Source organism: Mycoplasmopsis californica (assembly GCF_000695835.1).
Lineage (GTDB): Bacteria > Bacillota_I > Bacilli_A > Mycoplasmatales > Metamycoplasmataceae > Mycoplasmopsis > Mycoplasmopsis californica.
Map to the genome: position 1 here is coordinate 651252 of NZ_CP007521.1, position 20917 is coordinate 672168.

Annotated in this window: 22 protein-coding genes; 6 read left to right on the top strand and 16 right to left on the bottom strand. The window is 30.9% G+C overall.

Annotated features, from left to right (window positions below):
- The first annotated feature begins 203 nt into the window (after nucleotides 1–203).
- Nucleotides 204–1214, top strand: a complete 1011-nt coding sequence (locus MCFN_RS02660) for an IS30 family transposase (RefSeq protein ID WP_038560885.1) — start codon at nucleotides 204–206, stop codon at nucleotides 1212–1214.
- Nucleotides 1215–1598: 384 nt separating this feature from the next.
- Here MCFN_RS02660 and MCFN_RS02665 read toward each other — a convergent pair whose 3' ends face one another.
- On the bottom strand, nucleotides 1599–2957 hold the full coding sequence (locus tag MCFN_RS02665; protein ID WP_038562072.1) for a hypothetical protein: 1359 nt from the start codon (nucleotides 2955–2957) through the stop codon (nucleotides 1599–1601).
- 563 nt (nucleotides 2958–3520) lie between these two features.
- On the opposite strand from MCFN_RS02665, the gene MCFN_RS02670 reads away from it, so the two are divergent.
- The 4 genes from MCFN_RS02670 (at nucleotide 3521) to MCFN_RS03690 (ending at nucleotide 5014) form a co-directional block, all read left to right on the top strand.
- Nucleotides 3521–3739 carry a hypothetical protein gene (locus MCFN_RS02670; protein WP_038562075.1) on the top strand — a complete coding sequence of 73 codons (219 nt, stop codon included), beginning with the start codon at nucleotides 3521–3523 and terminating at the stop codon, nucleotides 3737–3739.
- Nucleotides 3740–3793: 54 nt separating this feature from the next.
- Nucleotides 3794–4060, top strand: coding sequence for a hypothetical protein (locus tag MCFN_RS02675; RefSeq protein WP_038562077.1), 267 nt, complete (start codon nucleotides 3794–3796; stop codon nucleotides 4058–4060).
- A 295-nt stretch (nucleotides 4061–4355) separates the two neighbouring features.
- Nucleotides 4356–4592 carry a hypothetical protein gene (locus tag MCFN_RS02680; protein WP_038562080.1) on the top strand — a complete coding sequence of 79 codons (237 nt, stop codon included), beginning with the start codon at nucleotides 4356–4358 and terminating at the stop codon, nucleotides 4590–4592.
- A gap of 293 nt (nucleotides 4593–4885) precedes the next feature.
- Nucleotides 4886–5014 carry a hypothetical protein gene (locus tag MCFN_RS03690; RefSeq protein ID WP_268745192.1) on the top strand — a complete coding sequence of 43 codons (129 nt, stop codon included), beginning with the start codon at nucleotides 4886–4888 and terminating at the stop codon, nucleotides 5012–5014.
- A gap of 136 nt (nucleotides 5015–5150) precedes the next feature.
- Here the strand turns inward: MCFN_RS03690 and hpt are convergent, their stop codons facing one another.
- The 15 genes from hpt to lepA form a co-directional block, all read right to left on the bottom strand.
- The gene (gene hpt / locus MCFN_RS02690; RefSeq protein WP_038562086.1) at nucleotides 5151–5684 is read right to left on the bottom strand and encodes a hypoxanthine phosphoribosyltransferase; all 534 of its coding nucleotides are present in this window, start codon (nucleotides 5682–5684) and stop codon (nucleotides 5151–5153) included.
- A gap of 33 nt (nucleotides 5685–5717) precedes the next feature.
- A complete protein-coding gene (locus tag MCFN_RS02695; RefSeq protein WP_081817285.1) occupies nucleotides 5718–6416 on the bottom strand; it encodes a deoxynucleoside kinase in 699 nt (232 codons plus the stop codon).
- A complete protein-coding gene (locus tag MCFN_RS02700) occupies nucleotides 6382–7050 on the bottom strand; it encodes a deoxynucleoside kinase (protein ID WP_038562088.1) in 669 nt (222 codons plus the stop codon). The genes MCFN_RS02695 and MCFN_RS02700 overlap by 35 nt, the downstream gene beginning before the upstream one ends.
- Before the next feature lie 43 nt (nucleotides 7051–7093).
- Nucleotides 7094–7582: a transcription elongation factor GreA gene (greA, locus tag MCFN_RS02705; RefSeq protein ID WP_038562092.1), complete on the bottom strand. Its 489-nt coding sequence runs from the start codon at nucleotides 7580–7582 to the stop codon at nucleotides 7094–7096.
- 56 nt (nucleotides 7583–7638) lie between these two features.
- Nucleotides 7639–8331 carry a BC85_0335 family putative methyltransferase gene (locus MCFN_RS02710; RefSeq protein WP_038562095.1) on the bottom strand — a complete coding sequence of 231 codons (693 nt, stop codon included), beginning with the start codon at nucleotides 8329–8331 and terminating at the stop codon, nucleotides 7639–7641.
- Nucleotides 8331–8759 (bottom strand): Holliday junction resolvase RuvX, encoded by a 429-nt coding sequence (gene ruvX / locus MCFN_RS02715; RefSeq protein WP_038562097.1) that lies wholly within the window; start codon nucleotides 8757–8759, stop codon nucleotides 8331–8333. Before ruvX ends, MCFN_RS02710 begins: the two co-directional genes overlap by 1 nt.
- Complete coding sequence (alaS, locus tag MCFN_RS02720; protein ID WP_038562100.1) at nucleotides 8752–11370, bottom strand: alanine--tRNA ligase; 2619 nt, start codon at nucleotides 11368–11370, stop codon at nucleotides 8752–8754. Before alaS ends, ruvX begins: the two co-directional genes overlap by 8 nt.
- A gap of 8 nt (nucleotides 11371–11378) precedes the next feature.
- A complete protein-coding gene (gene mnmA / locus MCFN_RS02725; protein WP_038562102.1) occupies nucleotides 11379–12494 on the bottom strand; it encodes a tRNA 2-thiouridine(34) synthase MnmA in 1116 nt (371 codons plus the stop codon).
- 62 nt (nucleotides 12495–12556) lie between these two features.
- Nucleotides 12557–12859 carry an MMB_0454 family protein gene (locus MCFN_RS02730; protein ID WP_038562105.1) on the bottom strand — a complete coding sequence of 101 codons (303 nt, stop codon included), beginning with the start codon at nucleotides 12857–12859 and terminating at the stop codon, nucleotides 12557–12559.
- A complete protein-coding gene (efp, locus tag MCFN_RS02735; protein WP_038562106.1) occupies nucleotides 12859–13422 on the bottom strand; it encodes an elongation factor P in 564 nt (187 codons plus the stop codon). Before efp ends, MCFN_RS02730 begins: the two co-directional genes overlap by 1 nt.
- 210 nt (nucleotides 13423–13632) lie before the next feature.
- Nucleotides 13633–14409, bottom strand: a complete 777-nt coding sequence (plsY, locus tag MCFN_RS02740) for a glycerol-3-phosphate 1-O-acyltransferase PlsY (protein ID WP_051604583.1) — start codon at nucleotides 14407–14409, stop codon at nucleotides 13633–13635.
- Nucleotides 14402–15424, bottom strand: a complete 1023-nt coding sequence (locus MCFN_RS02745; RefSeq protein WP_038562109.1) for a nicotinate phosphoribosyltransferase — start codon at nucleotides 15422–15424, stop codon at nucleotides 14402–14404. The genes plsY and MCFN_RS02745 overlap by 8 nt, the downstream gene beginning before the upstream one ends.
- 115 nt (nucleotides 15425–15539) lie before the next feature.
- On the bottom strand, nucleotides 15540–16211 hold the full coding sequence (locus MCFN_RS02750) for a LemA family protein (RefSeq protein WP_038562111.1): 672 nt from the start codon (nucleotides 16209–16211) through the stop codon (nucleotides 15540–15542).
- A 52-nt stretch (nucleotides 16212–16263) separates the two neighbouring features.
- Entirely contained in the window at nucleotides 16264–18012 is a 1749-nt protein-coding gene (locus MCFN_RS02755) for an MAG1210 family protein (protein WP_038562114.1), read from the bottom strand.
- A gap of 68 nt (nucleotides 18013–18080) precedes the next feature.
- Nucleotides 18081–19877 carry a translation elongation factor 4 gene (gene lepA, locus MCFN_RS02760; protein WP_038562116.1) on the bottom strand — a complete coding sequence of 599 codons (1797 nt, stop codon included), beginning with the start codon at nucleotides 19875–19877 and terminating at the stop codon, nucleotides 18081–18083.
- Nucleotides 19878–19944: 67 nt separating this feature from the next.
- Here lepA and MCFN_RS02765 point away from each other — a divergent pair, with 67 nt between their 5' ends.
- Nucleotides 19945–20667 (top strand): phosphotransferase family protein, encoded by a 723-nt coding sequence (locus MCFN_RS02765; protein ID WP_038562118.1) that lies wholly within the window; start codon nucleotides 19945–19947, stop codon nucleotides 20665–20667.
- Nucleotides 20668–20917 lie beyond the last annotated feature (250 nt).

Genomic DNA, 20917 nt, shown 5'->3' on the forward strand with positions numbered 1-20917 from the left:
AAGCAAAAATAATAGTTAGGATTAACATTATTATATTTACAAAAAAGATCAAGCACTATATTAGCTTGATCTTTTGCTTGATTGTAAGTTCAAGTGCAACACAAATTAATGTAAAATTAAATTGTGGGGCTTGAACTTTTTTGTTTCGATTATTCTTTAAAATAAAAAAAAGAAAAAAGCTCCAAATTGGCCAGGAACTTCATATGAATTATAGCATTAAAAAATATACCCATATAACAAAAAGTGATAGAGAAGCAATTAAAAGTTATTTAGAAATAAATTTATCAATAAGAAAAATTGCAAATATATTACATAAAAACCCATCTACAGTAAGTAGAGAAATAAAAAGAAATTTAGATAAATTTGGGAAATATTCCCCATTTTATGCTGATATCAAAGCCCAAAGACGTCATTATCATAAATATTATTTTAAATTTTTGAATAGTAAATATAGTGAATTTAGTGAATTATTTCTAAAAAAATTTGACAAAAAATATTATGGGGTAAAACTTACCCATAAATATATAAAAGAGAATTTTAAAATTAAAATCCCTTGCTTAAAAACAGTATTCAATTGAATCAAAACAAATAAATGAATAATCAAAAGATCAAATTTATTGCGTTCCTCATATAAAAAGGGTGGAAAAAGACATGCAAGCGTAATTAGTCGCCTTGTAACATCAGCTGATTATGTATTCCCGATATGAACAACACCTAAATCGATAGATAATCGTGAAGAATATGGTCATTGAGAAGCTGATATGATAGTTGGGAAAAGAGCTACTGGATATAACAACATTCTTACTTTAACAGAGAGAAAAACCAGAGTCGGTTTTGCGATTTTGATACCAAGTAAAAACCCAATGAAGGTGAATGCAGCATTAAGAAAACTCGTTTTAGAAAGACAATTAATAGTAAAAACTATAACTATTGATAATGGCATAGAATTCGAAAAAATAGGTATTTTGGCAAAATGACTCGATATAAAAATATATAGAGCTGAGCCATACGCCTCTTTTCAAAGAGGATCAAACGAACACTGAAATGGACTTATAAGACGCGAATACAAAAAAGGATTTGATTTTAATCAAATTTCGCAAGAAATATTAGACCAAATTACCAAAAGAATAAATGATATGCCAAGAGAAATTTTGGGTTGAAAATCTGCCAATGATTTATTTATCGAGGCTAACTTTTACGGCCTAGTATGATAGTCGCTTATTATGTTGCATAAGCTCTATCCACTTACACAATCCGCCTCTTTATTTTCTAACCCCAAACCCCTTACATAGGGGCTTTTCATCATAAGTTGTATTATCTTTTTGCAACCCCAAACCCATTGAAAAGGGGCTTTTCTTTCTTCCTAACCCCCAACCCCTTACATAAGGGGCTTTTATAGTAACTACTATTTGCAAAAAATGAGAAAAAAATCATTAAAATGTTAAAATAAAAAAGCCAAGCGCATGTGTTGCACTTGAACTTACTATTTAGGAAAGATCAAGCACTATATTAGCTTGATCTTTTTTGTAAAAGATACTTAATATTTAAAGCTTATTTTTTAAAATGTATTTTATAATGAAAATATAATAAATTTATCATTATAAATATGCTAAATGATTTGGATATTCTCCTTTATCATCCAGTTCTCTATTTAATAAAACTTCTTTATAAAATTCTATTAATTTTTTACTTTTAATAATTTTTTGTAAAGATTCAATTGTTTCAATTTGTTCTTTAATTTTTCGATTTTGTTTTTTTTCTTTAATATGTCCAAGTTCTAATGATTTTTTAATTGCTGTAACTTTGTCAAATTTAGGATCAAAGAATTTTTTATAACCTTGTTCAAGATCGTAATCAGAACTATATTGTTGAATATAATCTATTAGAGAATCAATAAGTTCATCATTATTTTCAATAATGTCATCCGCACTACCAACGATTTTGGCATTTTCGTGTAGTTTCTTGATATCTTTATTTTCTTTTTGTTTTAATAATCCTTTTACCAAATCCTTAAATTCTTCATCATTTTTAACTAGTTCATCTAGATACTCAGCATCTTCATCTAATTGAGTTAATAATTCTGGATTTTTTTCTAAGATTTCTCTAAATACAGGGTCTTTTTTACCTAATTTTTCAATTTTGTTCTCCACACCCTTTACTCTTTCTAATTCCTTAGCCACTGCTAAATAATGCTCAACTTCTTTTAATTCTTCAGGAGTTGCTTCTTTTTTCAATTCAGCGATTTTAGCTTCGATTGCTTCTAGGCTAGCTAAAAGTTTTTTCACTGAATCTGGTGTAGCGTTGTCAGCTTGGGTGTATTCAGCTTCCTTAGCAACTTTTTCAGCAGTTTTTTCTTTTAGTTCTGCTTCAAGTTTTTTCAATTCTTCTTCAAGTTTAGTTTTTTGAGTTTCAATTTCTTTAACGCTAGATTCAGCTTTATCTTTTGCTTCTGTAGCTTGGGTTACAAGTTTTTGAGCTTCTGTTTGCGCATCTTTAGCTACTTTTAGTTTTTCACCTTTACCAGCTTCCAGTAGTTTTAATTGTTCTTCAAGAGTTGTAATAGTTGCTTTAGTTTGTTCTTTTTTAGCTTCGTCAGTAGTTTTTTCTAGCTCTTCTTTGAATTTGTTAATTGAGGCTTTTAGTTGTTCAATAGCTTTAGTTAATTCAGTTTGTGAACCCTCAGTGGCTTTAACTACTTCATCTGCCTTGGTTTTGGCTTCTGTTGCTTTATTTAAAGCTTCTTCTTTTGCTTTAACATCAGCTTGAGCTTTAGTTAATTCAGCTTCCTTAGCAACTTTTTCAGCAGTTTTAGTTTCCACTTCCTTAGTTTTAGCAGCGATTTCAGCTTCTAGTTTAGCAATCATTTCTTTAGCTTTTCTTGCTTGAGCTAATTTTGGATAGCTTTTTTCTAAGAATTCTTTTTCAGTTTTAATTTGTTCTTGGGCACTTAATGCCATTAATAAAGCAATTTTAGTTGTTCTAGTAGATACCTTAGCATTATTTTGAGCTTCGATTTGAGCTTTTAGTTGATCGATTTGAGCTTGATCTCAGGTTTTAATGGTGTCTTTATTTTAATGAGAATAAATGGATAAAAATTTAGATTATAAGTCTATATGGTTTTGTGAGGCGTTTTGTAAACCTTAGCGATTTTTGAAACTTTGAGATCATTTTTTAGTTTTTAAGAAGGTTGTACTTTACTTTAAGAATATATAAACATTATATTTTTAGCACCCCCTATAAAATACAATATAAAAATAAATTATAAAACAATGCACTCTCAGAATAGGTTAATTTTACTTTAATTATAAATATTGTTTTTTATAAAAAATGCAAAAATATGGAAAAGGGCGCTATTTGCTTCCTTTTTTTATGATAGTTGTGCATCTATTAAAAAAAGAAATGATAAGCTTCACTTCTCTTAATATGAAAGGAAAAAATAAATAGAAAAACCAAAATAATCCTAGGGGTTAGTCTGCCGCTAGCCACTTTAGCCATAATCGGGACTGTTACAGTGGTCGCAGTGACCAAAGATAAAAACCCGATTACTAAAATCGATGCTCAACAAACACATCCTTCAGGCATAATTGATGCCTTCAAAATAATTAAAAATAAAAAGAGTTCAAAAACTATACCTTTAACTAAAATTGATGGTAATAAGGCTATTAAAACACCTCTAAAACAACATAAAGACAACCAAAAATTATCACTTAAAAAAGAAAAAAGGATGATAAAAAATTAAATATTTATCTCAAAATTGAGAAAAACAAAGAAAAAGTCTTAAATATTTTGAAGCATGTACATAAATCACCAAATACAAATACCGTTTGAAAAAACAATCAATGATAACATCGGAAAAGTTATTAATGGTTTAAATGAAAATAACAAATTATTACAAGAGTCGTATGATAAAGCTTACTTAGCAATTGATAAAATCAGTGAATTAACCACTCATGAAAAACTTGTATATAAACAACCTATTCAGTTGATCAATGATATTAAAAACATCCCTGACATTGATAAAATAGTCCACAAAGCACAAGAGTTAGTGAAAATTAAATAAGAGTTACAAGAGTTATTCAAAGACATTACTGTCTCAAATTATGAAACCAATAGAAAGTATTTATCATTTACCTTATCAGGAGATAAAGACAAAATAGCTAAAATTAAAGAATATAACAATAGTAATAAATATGGACTAAAAGTATATTCATCACAAGGGTTAAAAGGCGAAAGCGATTCTTATGACCCCAGTGAAAAAGTAATGTTAAGCGCTGACAACATCATCAATGAAGATGAACAAGATATTCACATTCATGCTGAATTAAACTATAAATCCTTTTACTCTTCCTTCAACAATGAACTTTTATGATCGTGATTATTTTATTTCGACCCCAATTACCACATTATTACCACAAATTATTGATAGTAATGAAGATGAAATTAATGAATATACAAAAATAGGTACAAGTTTAGAACAAATTAAAGAATTTGAATCACTAGTCGCCAAGAACTATGATTTTACAATTGAAGACACTCAAAACTTTAATTATTTAGTTCAAAAACTTGAAAAAAGAATATGAAGGTGAAGATAAAAACAAAAAAGATGTCTTAGTCAAAAAAAATCCTTTATGAAATCGCCTCTTAAAGACCATGGACGTATTATTACATACTCAAAAGCAATATGATCAATACGAACACATTAACAAAGAAATATATACAAAACTTTTTAATCAATATTTACAAAAACAGTTAAAAGTAATAACAACTTTAATTAATAAAAATTTCTTAAATTAATAGCTCTTTTAAGGGATGATATGATATTAAGGGAAAGCACCTACAAATTACAGTAGTTTTTTTGTTTTATCAAAAATTAGGAGGAAATTGTATGGGAATAATAAGCTGTTTATTTAAAAGTAAAAATAACCCCACAAATAGAACAAATGGATCTTCATATAGTTTTCTTCTCTGTGTGTCGTCATCATGAAGAATAGTAAATGAACGTTCAACTATGTAAAAAGCCACCCATATAGTTATATGTCCGTATACTTTCTGAGGCTGTCGCAAGTCTACCACTTAATGTATATCTATGGACAAATGCAGAACAAAAAAGCTATAAACCACCCTTTATATAAATATTCTCTTTTCTCTATCTATTTTTTAGGATCAAAAATACCAATAAATGGTGTACCTCGAAATTTTTCTTGATAATCAAGACCGTATCCAACTAAAAAGGCATCTTCAACTACAAATGCACACTTATCTGGTTTAAGATTAACTTTTCGATTAGCTGGTTTATCTAATAAAGTAATAATTTTATATGAACGTGGATTTCTGGATTTCAATATTGCTGATATTTTGCTCAATGTTATACCTGAATCAATAATATCTTCGACTACCAAAACATCCTTATCTAGGATATCGGTTTCAATGTCCATAATAATTTTAACATTTCCACTTGACTCAGTACCACCCTGGTAGCTTGAAGCTATCATGAATGCCATTTCATATTCAACATCTATATCTTTAATTAGTTGCGCCATAAATGGGACAGCCCCTTTTAATAAACCTACTAATACTAAGTTTTTAGAATCTTTATATGTCTCATTAACTCACTGAGCTAGTTCTTTAATTTTAGTTTCAATTTGTTCTCTTGTATATAAAATTTTTGTAAATCTTTTGTCCATAATTATTACCTCTTTATTATATATTTTACTTGTTTACTCATTTACTCAGTTAAAATTGAAATTGTCAATAATTTTAATAGCCTCTCCCAGTATTTCATATTCATTTTTATTATTTGCATCAATAATTGCAAATGGTATATTTCAGCGTTGCATTAAGTTAGCATATAAATCACGGTATAGTGCGTATAACTCCTTAAAATACTCAATATTATCAGCGTAAAACTGCGATTCTATTGACCCAGGGTTTGAAAATATGTAATTTTCAAACATTTCGTAATTTACGTCAATAAATATTGCTAGTTGTGGATTGTGCTTTGGATAAACCATATTTACAAACATTTTATCGAAAGCTCGTAAATATTTTGGGGGTTTATCTTTCATTGAAATTAGTGCAAAAATATAGTGTTCCAGGTTAAAACGATTTGAAAAAATATAATTACCTTGACTACTTAAATTAGATTTTTGGAATTTTAAAAATGCATTATTAAATTTTTGTGTCGTTTCTTCAATAATATATGCTTGAAAACCAAGATTAATATTTTCTTTTTTGTTATAAAATCAGTTAAGAAAAATCTCAAAAATATCATTTGAATTATTTAAATCATCAATCAATATTGAATTTTTATAATGCTGACTAAGTTTATGAGCTAAACTAAACTTACCAACACCAATAAAACCACTTATACTAACAATCATTTTAATTATTCGCCCTTTCACAAGAACTGAAATCATAATTAGTGATTATATCTTTTACCTTTTGAAATACTTCATCTTCACTAAGTTGATTTGCATCAATTATAATGTAGTTCATTTTAAAATGATTTGCCAGCTTAATAAATGTATCTTTATACACTGCAAGCAGTTTGGCAAAATATTTTTGATTTTGAGCATAATTTGCAATTTCGACTTCTCGCCCACGAGCAAAAAGACGTTTTTTAAACGTATCAAAATTAATATCAAGATAGATTGCTAAATCGGGTATAAGTTCAGATGTAAATATTTCGGTAAACATTTCTTTGTAAGCTTGCAAGTATTTTGGTTTATCAGCGAGATTAACTTGGGCAAAAATATAATGTTCAATACTGAAACGATCTAAAAAAATATGACATTGGCTATGTTTGTGTCCTTTTCTGTGAAAATCTGCAAGAATTTGACTAAGATTAAAACTATGCGACTCAATTACATAAGCTTGAAAACTCATCGAAAGGTTTTGTGTCCCTTGATACAATCATGATAAAAATTGATTGAACACTGGATCTTTTTCGTCAAATTCTTTTAGTAACACTGAATTATGAAAATAGTTCAGTAATTTTTGACTCAAAACACTTTTACCGCTGCCGATCATTCCGCTAATCCCAATTAACATTTAAGCCTCCAAAGATATAAAAAAAGTAATTATGAATTAATAATTACCTGTATTCAACATCAAGAATTTCGATTGAGTATTTTGTAGCTACGTCAACCTCCACCACTTGACCAATTTTTCCTTCTGCAAGAGCCAAGGCTAAAGCAGATTCATTTGATATTTTGTTATTTAAGGGATCGCTATCGTGCACACCCATTATTGTTACTTTTTTAACCTCACCAGAAGCAACTTTACGATATGTAACAGTTGCACCAACACCAATCTTAGTAGTACCTCTACTATCATCATTAGTAATAACCTCAGCACGCTCTAAAATCGCTTCTAGTTCACGAATTCTGCCCTCAACACTACCTTGAAGTTCTCTAGCGGCATCATACTCAGCGTTTTCGGAAAGGTCACCTTGCGCACGGGCTTCTTTTAGGGCTTGTTGCACTTCTTTTCGTTTAATATTAACTAATTCTTGGTATTCTGCTTTATATTTATCTAGGGTTTCTTGTGCTAAATAAATTTTTTCTAGTGCTTTTTCTGCCATGTTAGACTCCTTATAAATTATTAATATTTATTTTATCAATTTGTTCATAAAATAGATTACATATTTTTAACTATATATATAAATTTACTTTTGATACTTGAAATTTCATGAGTAATTTGGCTAGTTTTAAGTAATGAAGCTAGTTCTTTTAAATCGCTCTTTTTGACTTTATCTTGACGAATAATTATCATGCCATTATCAGTTAATTTTGAATAAAAATACTCATAAATACTGATATTTGACTGATGTAAATTGCTCGCTAAAATCAAATTAAACTTTTTGTCTTGTAGCGTTGAATGCTCAACTAGACTTAGTTCTCGTTTAAAATAATGCGGGAACTCTGATACCATTTTATTTCACCAATTCACCTTGATATTTGCTGAAATAGTGCTAATATTTGCCTGCGTTTGCGTTAATAAAGTTGCAGTCTCATATTCAAGTGATTCTGTTGCCACTAAAACCTCTTGGGCATCATTTAAATAAACACTGTTGATTCAGTTTTCTAAGTCATTATCATCCGTTTTTGAGTCTCAAAAGTCTTTAAGTTCGTAAGGAACTTTATTTCAATTGTCCCCACGTTTTTCGATTAATTTTTGCCGATTTATTTTTTCTTGTTCACTTGCATATCGAGCTTTAATTTGATTAACTTTTCAACGAGACCAAAATCAAACACCAACACCAAAAGCGGCAACAATGAAAAATGACGCAATCAATAATGTTTTAACTCAGACAGGAACTAAAATACCCATTATATTTTAATACCTCCATACTCTAAAAACTCCTGCAAAATAATTACTGCTGATACTGTGTCTTTTAACGCTTTTCTTTTTTTAGCACTCATTTTCGATGATTTTAAAGTATTCTCAGCCTTGATTGTTGATCCATATTCATTAACTAAATAAACATTTATATTAAATTTCTTTTTTAAGTCCAATGCAAATTTTTCCATCATAATTGTACGCTCACTTTTAGTACCGTTACTACGCAATGGATACCCAACAACAAAGGCATCTATATCACTATATTGAACCAAAAATTGCGAAACCTTCTTGAATACTGGCGCAAAATCTTGATCAGCAAAATATATAGTTTCAAGTGAGTTAGCAATTAAAGACATTGAGTCAGTAATTGCAAATCCACACGTCTTGGTGCCTAAATCAAATGCTAATTTACGCATTTAAAGCCTCAATAATTATTTCTTTAATATCGTCTTTATTTTCAACTTTTCCCATTGCTAAAATAGCCGAACCTCCACCACGTCCATTGGTTTTTGAAGCTATTTTGTTAAAAATTAAGTTCGAATTCAATGTTTTAGAAGCTACTGCAATTAATATTTGATTATCCGAAGGAGAACCTAAAATAATTTGTGCGTCTGGATAATTTTCTCTCAATGTAGAGGCAATTACTTTAACTTGAGCGGGATTAACATTTAAATTAATATAAGCGTTATAATTCCCAATTTTCTGAAATTCAATTGTTTCATAATCAAATTCCACTTGAGATTTTTGTTTATTTGCTCGTTTGAAATCTTCTCGAGCTTGTGTAATGGCTTCTTGAATAGATTTTAAGCTGGTGCGTAAATCTTTATCTAAAACTAAAACAGGCATATATTCTGGTTCTAAATCTTTAATTTTAGCAACAATATTATTGAACTCTTCTAGCGATATTTCAATTTGCTCGCTTAATCATTTATCGACTAATTCATGTGAAGTAACTACCCTGAAACGATACACGCCTGCTTGTTTTTTTTCTACGCTTGTAATTTTAAAATCTTCCATTATAGCACTATGAGGCAAGTGTGTTCCGCCACATAAATCAGAGGTGACATCAGCTCATTTAACAATCCTTACTGCCTTAGGGTCCATATATTGATCTTCTTCAATTGTCATTACTGCGTGTAAATTTTTTGCTTCTTCAATTGTTGCAATAATATATTCACGTTGAATATCGCCTTTGATAATATTGTGCATTGATTGCTCAATTTCATTAATTTGTGCATCAGTTGGACGAGCATCACCTGGAAAGTCAAAAGTAAATCTTTGCTCATTAATATCCGAACCTAATTGTTTAATGTGATTACCTAACACTTTTCTCATCACTGAAAACATTAAGTGCGTAGCTGAGTGATTACGAGCACAATTTAAACGAACATATTCATCAACAAAACATTCGACAGGACTAGATTTTTCAATTTGACCTTCAACTACGTGAATATGATTGCCAAACTTATCTTTAAAAACATCTAAAATTTTAATTTTATTGCCGTTTTGTAACAAGTATCCTTCATCATGTTTTTGACCACCACTCGTTGCGTAAAATGGTGTTTTATCCAAAATAACATATGATTGTACATTTGACGAATCAATACGTTTTTCAGTGTCAAACAATTCAATAATATTCGCTTTATATTGAGTGTAATCATAACCCACAAATTGTGAAATCTTAGCAGTTATTAATGATAGTGAATTAATAGCTTTCTGCATACCTGCTTGTTTGTTGCTCCGACTTGCTTCAACGTGTTTTGCTTTAGCGTTTTCAAACTCATCTAAATCAACCTGAATACCTTGCTTAGCTAAAATTTCGCTTGTTAACTCGATTGGAAAACCATATGTTTCAAATAAGCGAAAAGCAATAGTTCCATCAAAAATTTTAGTGTTTTTTACCACATGTTGTTGAAGTAAATTTTTACCATTTTCAATTGTTTTAGCAAATAATTCTTCTTCATCCTTTATAGCTTTTTGAACTGAAAAAACATCATATTCAAAAGGCAATGATTCTTTCACAACTGGAACAATTTTATATAAAAATAAATCTTTAATACCTAATTGCATCCCTTTATAAATTGAACGTCTTATTAAACGTCGAATTATGTAACCACGTCCAACGTTCGAGATTGTTTCGCCATCTCCTAACGCATTTGCTACTGTGCGAATATGATCGGCAATGATTTTAAAATTAGTGTTTATCTCCCTTTGAACGGGCTCTTTTGTGAAGTAGTTGTTAATATCGTATTTGAATTCAGTGAATTTTTCAATTTCATGGATAATATTTTGAAATAAATCCGAATCGTAGTTTGTTGGAGCATCTTGCATAATTGAAACAATACGCTCAAAACCCGCGCCAGTATCAATGTTTTTTTGTGCTAACTCAGTGTATTTATTGTCGCCTTCATTATTAAACTGGCTAAAAACTATATTCCAGATTTCAATAAAACGGTCATTTTCAATATCTTCTTTAATTAATTCAGGGCCGTGTGTATCGTATTTAGGTCCTCGATCATAAAAAATTTCTGTGCATGGACCACAAGGGCCAGAACCTACATCTCAAAAGTTCGTATCCCTTGAACCAGAAATAAGATGATTTGGATCAATGCCTAATGATAATCATTTTTTCTTCGTTTCTTCATCTTCATTAAAATAAGTAATATATATTCTATTTAAGTCTAGCTTTAAAACTGTAGTAATATATTCATAAGCCAATTCAATAGCTTCTGATTTGAAGTAATCACCAATACTAAAATTGCCAAGCATTTCAAAAAATGTGTGATGACGAGAAGTTACGCCAACATTTTCGATATCGTTAGTTCTAATTGCTTTTTGAGCATTTGTTAAGCGATTATGTGGTGGTATTTTTTTACCACTAAAGAAATCTTTCAGAGTTGCAACTCCAGAATTAATTCAAAGCAATGATGGATCATTTACTGGAATTAAGCTCTTGCTTTCAATTATTAAATGGCCTTTTGATTCAAAGAATTTTAACCACTGCTCTCTAATTTGTTTTGAATTCATTTTAGCTCCTAAACATATGTTTTTTCAGTATTATTTAAGAATATTTTTTCAATTGTTGCACCACCAATACATTTTTGACCATCATATATGACAACTTGCTGGCCTGGTGTAACAGCCTGAGATTTATCGGGATAAATTACTTTAACGTGATTGTTTGGAAGTATCTCTATTTTGACCTTAATATCATTTTGACGATAGCGAAACTTAGCACTTAAATTTTCTGGATTATAATCTGTATTATTTAACGTTAAGCCACTAGCTATCAGTGCATCTGATTCTAGATAAGACATATCTGATGCCGGGGCGACATAAACTATGTTTTGAGCAACATCATGACCGCAAACATAGTGTGGTTCGCTCATACCGCCTAAATTTAAGCCTTTTCTTTGACCTAATGTATAGTAATAGCACCCATCATGAGTTCCAACCACCTCTCCTGAAACAATGGAAACAGTTTTACCTGGCTGTGCGGGAATGTAATTTTGTAAAAATTTTGTAAAATTACGCTCTCCAATAAAACAAATACCTGTCGAGTCTTTTTTGGTAGCCGTAACTAAACCTAATGAAGCTGCTTTTTGGCGTATTTGTTCTTTAGTAAATGAGGCAAGAGGCATAATGACTCGTTGTAGTTGCTGGTTACTTAATTGAGCTAAAAAGTAAGTCTGATCTTTATTTTGATCTTTGGCACGATATAAGTGTCCTTCACGCACGTCAGCATAATGACCCATTGCAATATAATCAGCACGCAAAACATTGAATGCATAATCAGCAAAAGCGCTAAATTTAATGTATTTATTGCATAAAATATCAGGATTGGGAGTTCTTCCTTTTTTGTATTCAGAAATGAAATTCTCAAAAACGTTGTCTCAATATTCCTTAATAAAGTCAACGCGGTGCAATTTTATATTTAGTTTTTGAGCAACTGCTAAAGCATCTTGATAATCTTGCTCTTGCGGACAAATTTCTTTATTTATGTCTTCATTACCTAAAAAATCATTATTTACATACGAATCTCAGTTACGCATGAATAGACCTTCAACATCGTAACCACTTTCAATCAAAAGTGCAGCGGCAACAGATGAATCAACGCCGCCCGACATACCTAAAATAACTTTTTTCTTCATTTAGCCTCCTTTCACAAATTAACCAATTTAAATAATAAAGCCAACCACAAGTGCGGTTGGGATTAGTAGCTACCGCTAAAGCAAATTCTTATATCTTGCGGCTTAATATCAATTAAACTTACAAAACGAGTTTCAAAATCCTTAATAAAATTGTCTATTACCTCGCTTAAAGATTTATTTTTTTTGATTTTAACATCAATAATAAATGATGCATTGGAATTATCTTTGTTTAATTCAATACGCGGCATTCCTTCAAGTTTTAAAAATTTAGTATTATTTGCACACTGTTGAATTAATTGACGTAAAACATCTTCAGACACTGAATATGATTGATCATAACCACACGAAACGGTAATGAATTTCATTATTCTTTTCCTCTACTTAGGTATTTACCGGTCTCTGTTGAAATGGTAATAATATCGCCTTCTTTAATAAACATTGGAGTGTCTAATTCATAGCCGGTTTCAACTGTAACTCTTTTTTGAGGATTGGTTGTTGTATTACCTTTAACAGCGTCAGGAGCCTCGGTAACTTGTAAATTTACTGATGACTCAAGTTCGACATCAAGAATTTCATCACCAAATTTTCTAATTTTGACTGTTGCACCTTCTTTTAAGAAATTTAATTCTCATTCAACATTTTTAGTCGGGATTTCAACTTGTTCATAAGTTTCATTATCCATCAAAATAATATTAGCACCATCTGAATATAAAAAGTTCATTGGTCTCTTATCAATGTGAGCTTTCTTAATCATTGTTCCGCCAGTATATGACTTGATTGTGATTGCCCCAGTTCTTAAATTTTTAACCTTAGCTTTAACGTTTGCTTGACCACGACCTTGCTTTGAGTGCTGAGCTTCAATAACTACAAAAATTTCTCCCTCATCTTCAAATGTTATTCCGCCTTTAAATGTATTAACATTAATCATAGATTTTCTCCTTAGAGTTGTAATTTAATAATTAAATTTAATATTCAAATTTTATTATAAAAGCGTCATTATAAAAATAAATTTTATGTTATTGATTTAAATTTTCATTGAGTACCAATAGATTTAGCAAACTCACTTCGATTAAATCGAGTGTTTAGCAGTCTTTTATGTGTATAATTTGGCTTTTTTACAGAAAAAATAAATAAGCATTTAGCTTTTTTGAGGATTACTCAAGTTGCTAGAATGCTTATTTTTAAAGCTTAATTGTGATTCGCTACCAGCAATTAAACGTTTAATATTCCCTCTGTGCAATGTGATGACAATAACTGTGGTAATTAAGAAGTATAAAGGCGTAACAAATCAATAAGGTTGTAATTGTGAAGGTGTTATATTGTCAGAATAATTAACAAAATTCAGTCAAAAACCAGTAATTCCCTGAGTAAATCAAGGGATAAATAATAACGGCGTAAGGATTGTGGGAGTAATAATTGAGCCCAATGAAACTTTCTTAGTTTTAATAACCGTTGTGAGAAAAATAATTGCAGCAATTATAAAAAATACTGGATTAATTACTAAAATGTAGGCAGAAGTGCATGCAACACCTTTGCCACCTTTAAATTTGTAAAAAATAGGTCAGCAATGCCCAATGATCACACCAAAACCAATACTCTGGGGACTCATTCAATATACTTTTGCAAAGTCATAAAACACGTAATATTGCATAAGTATAAAAACCATAGTTGGTAAAGCTACTTTTAAAAAATCAATTAAATAAACAGTGATTGCGAACTTAAACCCGTATGTTCGTAATGAATTTGTTGCCCCTGCATTTTGCGAATTATGATTGCGAATATCACTTTTTTTCAATCTTCGTGAAAGAATAATTGAAGTATTAAATGAACCAATTAAATATCCCACAAGAATTATGCCAATATTTAAAGCGATGATACAAAGAAATTGTTCAATATTACTTGGATACTTAATCATTTTGAGGTTTGTAGGTAATTAATTTGTTATTTTGGCGATATCAGCGACCTTCTTTGGCTTGGGCGTGGCCATTTAGTCACGTAGCATCTGCTGAAAATGAAACGATCGGTTTAAAAATTGCTTGACCTACTCCATAAGCATCCACTGGTGCATTAGATGCTTCAAATTTTGCAATTTTAGCAGCATTAAAACCACTACTTACAGCAATTTTAACTTTTTTAGCACCAGCATTATCTAAAGCTTGGCGTAATCTTTTAATTTGTTCAACATTAACCCCATAAAACTCTGGATTGTCTGGTTCATTATCAAACATGTGATCCTTCATATTTTTTGATGTATCAACACGAACGCCGTATAAATTTTGTCCAATAGCTTTATACGAAGCAAGGGAATCTGCAATAACATCATTGTGATAATCGACCAGTGAAATTAATTTATCCTGTGGGAATAGCTCCATATATGCTTGCATTGCTGAGGCAACATCACCATCAAAATTTTGTATCAAACAGTGCGGAACAGAACCGAATGTGGCTTCTTTTATGCCCGGCGCCTCTTGAGCCTCAGTCGACATTAAAGTACATCCGGCTAAACGGCAAGCTTTACCATCAATTTCTTGTAACATTCAGTGATCGGCTCGATCGCCCATAAAAATTATATCTTTACCATTAGCTGCTAAAACGCAATTTCTAGCATTTGTTGCAATGTTTGAAGAACGAGATAAAATACCATCTATCATACCTTCATATTTGCCAAAATACTGATATTGACCTTCTAACTCTAACACTATTTCTAAATTATTTACAATTGTTCCCTCAGGTAGGTGACGAATCGTATATTTGCTTGTGTCAGTGTTATTTTTTAGTAAATCTAAAACCTCATCCATTCCAGCTAATAAGCAATTGTCAGTTCGCTGAAAAAATTGTAATTTAATTACGTTATTTGGCTTGTATTTTTCAATTATTTCGTTAGTACGATGGAAATAAGATGAAATATACTTGTCATATTTAGTGCTCATAAAGCCCCTTTTATCTCATATTATTGTTTTGAAATTATATCATAAAAGTGTCTTTTTAAACGATTGTGCAAGTGCGTCAGGTTATAAAAAACACGCCGAAGCGTGCTTTTTATAGTTATTTTTCAAAGAAATTTGAACGCGCTTTTTCCTTAACTTCTATTGATGTCGCAAATGGAATTCTGGTTGTGTATCCATTTTTAGATGCAACAATCATTTTTGTTGGTCATTCATTAATTGCTCTGTTTCATTCAAAAACAGTATCATTGTAAATTTCTCTTGCTGCTGTAATTTCTCTTTGTAAATAAGCATTTTGTTGTAAAGCTTCTCTTAAAGCACCATGCGATTGCAATTCAGGGTATCTTTCTAATTGAACATTAATTCCGCCAACGACTGCATCAATATTTGCTGCGCTAGTACTTCTATTTTCATCATTTAAATTCAATCCACTACGTAATGCAGCTACTTTTGTCATCACTTCTGTGTCTAGATCAACTGATTTTTGAACAATTGAAACCATATTTTGCATAATTTGAACACGTTGTTCTAAGTAGTTATCAATTTGTGAAGCGTTGTGTTGAATACGTTGTTCAACTTGTGCTAAATAGTTTTTTGCTTTAATTTTCTTAAACAAGAAAATAACTCCGGGAATAATAAATAGAAGCCATAGTATTACTTCGAAAATTACTGAACCAACACCTGTTTTAACTGGAATTCTTTGATTAATAACGTTGATATCACGGCCATTTTCCATTACTGGACCATTCATTTCATCTAATTGATTTGCCATTAATACTCCTTTTATATTTTGGTTATTTAATTATATTAAATTTAAAATTATTTTACTCTATTGTGTCTGTAATTTTAATTTGTTCCACATTCATCATTTTTGATTCGGTTTCTGATTCAACTATTTCCTCATCTTCTCCATATTCAATTTCGTATCTAGGAACACTAACCTCAGTTTGTGATGTATTATCATAACGGATATATTCGTCTCAGTAAACTGGAATTTGGTGAACTTTACCATCTCCCCCAATTTTCGACACATATTCGACACGTTCTTCAATGTCGTAGCCAAAATTATGAACCACAATATTGTCATTGCCATTTACTTGTTGTAGATATTGAGTTTTACTAATTTGTCTTGTTTTTACACGTGGATCTTTAAAAATTGAATCATCCATTCTTGAAATAGCGCACTCATATTCTAATTCATTTAATTGTGCGTCATTTACTCTTCTGTAAATATAGTCAAGCGTTTTTGTTTGTTGGAAAATTGGGATTGAGAAATAAGGACCTAATGCAAAATAAACTTTTTTGAAGTATTCTGTTTGTTCATTAATAAATTTTTCTTTAATGACATCATAAGAATAGTCAGCTACATATTGGTGCAATTCATCATTTAGCGATAAATTATTAAGGTGTTTGTGTTTAAACAAATTGATACGGGCGCTCTTGTGATATATAAAATTATCGCCATAACCTTCTTTTGAATCCAGCAATAAAGTACTAATATTTTGTTGAGCTAGCGGGGTAAATAACATTCTGTATTGGTGCTCATTATTTCTATCCAACGCATTGAATAGAGCTTCAAATTTTGTATTTGCAAGCGGAGTGAAGCCAGGTTTTTTTTCTTTTAACTTAGCTATTTCTTTTTCGCGTTTTTTTACAAATTTACCCAATTCTTTTTCACTCATTAAATGCAATGAGTTAGGCTCGCGAGTAAATGAAAGATCAGGACAAGCGTGCGAACCAAATATCATAAAATAATTATCATCAAAATAAGGATATGGTTTGTCTATTGACGCTGTCAACGTTTGTGTATGGTGATTAGCTATACGATTTCCGTTGCTATATGAATAAGTTGTTCAACTAATCTGGATTGATCCTGTATAAGTTTTAGTGCCCATTGTATGATTTAATGTTTTAAAAAATACGTATGGATTACCATAAATAGAACCTGATTGCATTGCTTGAATCATTGATTCATTGCCAGTATCGACATTAAAATTATACTGTTCAATTAATTGTGCTAATCGCTCGTTACTTAAGTATGAATCCATTTTAGCAAAAGGAAGTGTTTTGTTGAACAACGCAACTTTCATACCTGGTCTAAACAATGACAACAAGGGAAGAACCTGCGCTTGCGCAATTTCTTTTTCCCTGTTGTATTCATTTTTTATTTTTGTATGTATTTGGTCAGCTGATTTTAACGATTTTCTAATTCATAAAAAGTGAATTAGAATTGTGGTTATAAATAAAAGCGCAAATATAACTGAACAAATAATAGAAGCAATATATTTATTCAAAATTGCAATGGCTAAACTACCGGCAAAAAATAACAATGAAATAATTAAAAAAGCAATATTAACTTTTTTAAAAATTTTTCATCTTTTTAAACTTTTAAAAGCAGAAGATAATTTTTTTTCTAGATTATCTACTTTTTTAGCTTGTGCTCTATTCTCATCAATATTTAATTTCGACTTTCTAACTAAGCGAGCAAGATAATCTTCTGTGTTGTATTGGTGTTTTTCAGCATAAAAACCGAACTCTTTTAATGGTTCATTTATATATACGATTTCTTCCATAAAACCCCTTTTTATCACGTTTATGTATAAATTTTACTATTTTTGACCTAAATACGGATAAACATAAGTTATTTATCATCAATATTTGTTTTCAAAATTTTTAAAAAAGCATCTTGTGGAACCTCAACTGAACCAAGCATTTTCATCCGTTTTTTACCTTCCTTTTGTTTTTTAAGAAGTTTTTGACGGCGCGTAACATCTCCACCATAAAGCTTAGCTGTAACATCTTTACGATAAGCTTTTATTGTTTCACGAGCAATTATTTTTCCGCCAATAGCAGCCTGCACAGGAACTTCAAAATTTTGACGTGGTATAGCGTCTTTTAATTTAACACATAAATCACGTGCTCTGGCATAAGCATTATCCTTGTGCGTGATAATAGTAAATGCATCAATCTTGTCGCCATTTAGTAAAATATCAACCTTCACCAAATCTGTTTCTTTGTAGCCAAATAAATCATATTCAAACGATGCATAACCTTTTGTCGAAGATTTCAAGCGATCGAAAAAGTCAACGACGATTTCTGCTAATGGCATTTCATAAGTAATTTTACTTCGTGAACCTTCAAGCGATTCCATATCGCGATACACACCACGTTTACCTTGACATAACTCCATTACATTGCCGATATACTCATCTGGCACAATAATTGTGCCAAAAATGTATGGCTCTTCAATTCGATCGATATATGTGCGGTCGGGTAATAAAGAGGGGTTTGAAACCATCTCCATTGTGCCATCTGTACGATAAACTTTATATTCTACTGAAGGGCTCGTTGCAATCACGGAAATATGATGCTCACGATTAAGTCTCTCTTGCAATATTTCCATATGCAACATACCTAAAAAACCAACTCTAAAACCAAATCCTAGGGCTTTTGATGTCTCTTGAGCCCAAGATATTGAACTATCACTTAGCGCTATCTTTTCCAAACTCTCTTTCAATTCCATGTAATCACGAGTGTCAATTGGGTAAAAACCAGTGAAAACTACTGGCTGTTTCTTTTTATAACCAGCTAAAGCCTTTTCGGCGGGATTGTCAGCTAAAGTAATTGTGTCACCGACACTGACTTCACGGGCATCGCGAATTGTGGCCGCCACTCAACCAACCTCACCTGCTTCAAGAAAATCTTTTTTAACTTCTCATGGATTTTTAACCCCAAGTTCAGCAACTTGATTAATTTTTCCAGAAGACATAAACATTATTTTGTCATTTCGGTGTAGTTTACCCTCAACAATTCTAACAAGCATCACTACCCCACGATATTCATCGAAATATGAATCGAATATCAAAGCTTTTAAAGGTTTTGAATCATCTGCATTGCTTGGCGCCGGAATATATTGCTCAATTGCCTCAAGCACTTTATCAATATTAATACCTGTTTTCGCTGATATAGCTACTGCATTATCGCATGGTAATCCAATAACACGTTCGATTTCTTCCTTTGTTCTTTCGATGTCAGCTGACGGCAAGTCAATTTTATTAATTATAGGAATAATAGTTAAGTCATTTTCGAGTGCTAAATACACGTTTGCTAATGTTTGAGCTTCAATCCCTTGTGTAGCATCAACAATCAGTAATGCACCCTCTGTTGCTGCCAGAGAACGAGAAACTTCATATGTAAAATCAACGTGTCCAGGAGTATCGATTAAATGAAAAATATAGTCTTTATACTTAATTTGCACTGCATTTAATTTAATAGTGATGCCACGCTCACGTTCAAGATCCATAGTATCAAGAATTTGTTCTTCTAAATCACGCTTTGCAACGGTATTTGTAAGCTCTAAAATTCTATCGGCAAGGGTGCTTTTCCCATGATCGATGTGAGCAATAATAGCAAAGTTTCTAATTTTTGATTTATCCATTTTAAACTCCTTATTTCAATTTATTTATAATTGTATAATATAAACTAAATTTTGTATGAGGTATATCATGAAAACACAAATAAATAAAGGTTTTACTAATATTTCATTCCGCGATGGAGATGTTTTTATTCAACAAAAAATGTACAACGGCTTTAACCATCACCTTGACTATAATTTGATTCAAAAATTTAATTTTGTGCCACGTCTATTAGAGGCGACTAACGAATACACAAAATGAGAATTTATTGAAGGTGATGAACCAGTAATATGCCTTGATAATGTTGAATTATTAGCTAAACAAATTCTCGAGATTCACAAAAGCAATATTAAATTTCCTCCTTCAAATCACGCAGCACGAATTAAAAAATATCGCCAAGATTTAAAAAAGTTTGGACGGCGTGTTAAAGTGCTTGATGATTTTTATCGTCCTGTAAACCAAACACTTGCCAAAATGAGTAAAAATACTCCTTTACACAATGATTTATGACCTTTCAACATGATTTCTAAAGACAACAAGATATATTTTGTTGACTGAGAATATGCTTGCATGGGCGATAAACATTTTGAATTAGCTTATGTAATTGAAGCTACCAGAATTACTGGCGAGTGTGAAAAATTATTCTTAAAAACCTATGGTGAGTATAATCCGTTATTTTTGCTAAGACACAAAATATTAGTAAACTATCTTGTAGTCTTGTGAGCAAATGCTCAAGAAAATATACCTTTTGATACAACTCCCTTTGAACAAAAAATTTATGAACTTGACAAGCAATTAAAAGAAATGTATTAGTCATTTTTCAGTGTTTTACACACATTAATAGAAAGAATTATTTAATTTTTCGAAGCAACTAACAAGTAAAATTTACTCGTTAGTCGCCGGGATTAATTCTACTGATTCTATACTTCACATCGAGCATTGATAATATTTTATTGGTACTTCATATTCCATTCTACGTGCTTTTCAAAATATATGTTTTTTTGTTGTCTAAATCATACGATATCAACAAATAACAATCACGCAAGCAAGGTCATAATAGAGA